Consider the following 2476-nt stretch of genomic DNA (forward strand, 5'->3'; position numbering starts at 1 on the left):
ATTACCAAGAAAAATATTAGGCTACAATACGCCTGAGAAACTATTTGAAGAACAATTAGATTCTATATATGCAGCCTAATATTTAGATTATTTTTCATATTTTAAAAAATAGTTCAATTTGATATTGCAATTAAGCATAATTATTTTTTTATAATTTATTTAACTCTTTTTATATTTTCCAAATTATGCTCTTTTTCTTACAAATATCATTGTCTAAACACTTTTCACTATCCTTAAATCTTATCTTTATGCTATTATCATTTTTTCCGATGATTATACCATCTTTAAACTTTTTGTGAAATACTCTATCTCCTATTTTCATGCCTTTAACTTCGCCTTTTATATCTTCTATAAATCTAGATTTATACGCTGTTTTACCGTATTTATTTAAAGGAGAGCTTATACATAAGTTTTCTTCTGCCCTTGTTATTGCAACGTACATCAATCTTCTTTCTTCTTCAATTTGTTGAGTTTTTATTTCTTCATCATTTACATCATAGGATTTTTCATGAGGAATAGTTCCTTCATTAGCACCTATAATATATACATTTCTAAACTCTAGCCCTTTAGCACTATGCATAGTAGTAAATATTACTCCATCTGTCTGTTTATTTTTTTTGTTATCTACTAATTCAGTTTTTACATTTTCTATATGCTCTAAATATTGTTCTATAGTCTTATGGTGTGTAGCTGAACTTTCTATTTCGTTTAATATCTCTATTAATCCATTAGTCTTTATTTTTCTATTAGCACAATAATCTAAAATATATCTATCATAATCTAAAGTAGTTCTAATATATGATATAGCATTTTTAGGACTTAAAGTTTTTAAGTAACTTAAATCTATGTCCAAATCATTTATGGTTTTTACTTGTTTTGGATGTAAATCGCATTTAGTTATTAAGGCATTTACAAAATCATCTTCATCTTTTACTAAATTTACACTATCTCTAGATATATATCTAAAAGGTTTATTTATAATTCTTATCCAGTTTTTATTATCTTTGGCATTTATGCCTATTCTTAGATAAGCTAATATGTCTTGTGCTGCCCAATGGTCGTAAATTGTAACTACTGAATCTTTAACTACAAAAGGTATCCTCATATCCATAAATACATCTACTAGTGCTCTTGATTGAATATTAGTTCTGTATATAACCGCAAAATCTGTGTATTCTACATAGTCTTTTTTGATTTCTTCTAGAATATTTTTAGCTATTTGAGTAGCTTCATCTTCTGAGTCTTCAGGGTATATGTAACTAACTTTTGCTCCTTCTCCTTGGCTACATTTTATAACTTTTTCATATCTATTTTTATTGTTTTCAATTAGTTTATTTGCTGTATCTATAATCTCACTTTTAGATCTATAGTTAATATCTAGCATAATCTTTTCTGTACCCTTAAAATATTCCTCAAATTCTAGTAAAAAATCTGGTCTTGCACCTCTAAATCCGTAGATACTTTGGTCTTCATCTCCTACTACAAATATGTTGTTTTCAGGATTTGCTATTAATTTTAGGACTTCAAATTGAACCTTGTTTATATCTTGAAATTCATCTACTAATATGTATTTATATACGCTTTTAACCATATTTAAAGCATCTTTCTTATCTTTCAGTATGTAATAGGTTTTTATTAGCATATCATCAAAGTCGATTTTGTTTACTTCTTGCTTATAGTCTTCGTACATATTATAAACTTGTGTAAATTCATCACTAGTTAAAATTTCTGATTTAAAGTCAATCTTATCCATTAGCTCATTTTTTACAAAAGACATTTCATTCATAATTTGTCCAATTACTTCATCGTCTTCTGCATTCTCTACGTTTAAGTTTTTTAGTATTCCCTTTATTGTTATTCTCTTTGTTTTTTCATCCAATATACTTTCTAAATCGTAATTAGTAAAGTATCTAAGTATACGGAAAAATACTGAATGAAATGTTCCATATGTAACCTTATTCATTTGGTCATAATTTATTCTGTCATTTTTACTTAAGCTTAAGGCTCTACTCTTCATTTCTACAGAAGATGCCTTTGTAAAACTTATGGCTAGTATATTTCTAGGTTTTATATTTTTTTCTGTAACCATATTTGCTATTCTATAGGTTATTACCCTAGTTTTTCCAGAACCAGGACCTGCAAGAACCATACAAGGTCCCTCTAGATGTTCAACTGCTCTTTTTTGATTTTCATTTAATTTATCTATATTTATCATAAACTACCGCCTTGAAGTATTTTTCATATTCCTTATTATAATATATCTTTTAAAAAGGTGAAACTTATCTCTTTTTTAATTGTAAACTAAAAACAATAGAAAAATACTTATTTTTTAGCTTATAAATTGACACACTCCCTACAGCTAAAGCAGAGGGATTCTTGGTGGCTAACGACTTAATCACACCTAAACGATATAATCAGAGGTTGTTACAAAGCCAAGCAAAATAGACGGTGTCTTCGCCACTACTACCTTAAAGTT

General features: G+C 27.4%; 1 protein-coding gene. It reads right to left on the minus strand.

Annotated features, from left to right (window positions below):
* Positions 1-169 precede the first annotated feature (169 nt).
* Positions 170-2215 carry an ATP-dependent helicase gene (locus ACRC03_RS03185; protein WP_438651103.1) on the minus strand — a complete coding sequence of 682 codons (2046 nt, stop codon included), beginning with the start codon at positions 2213-2215 and terminating at the stop codon, positions 170-172.
* Positions 2216-2476: the final 261 nt, after the last annotated feature.

Source organism: Romboutsia sp., assembly GCF_051659545.1.
Classification (GTDB): domain Bacteria; phylum Bacillota; class Clostridia; order Peptostreptococcales; family Peptostreptococcaceae; genus JBOFOR01.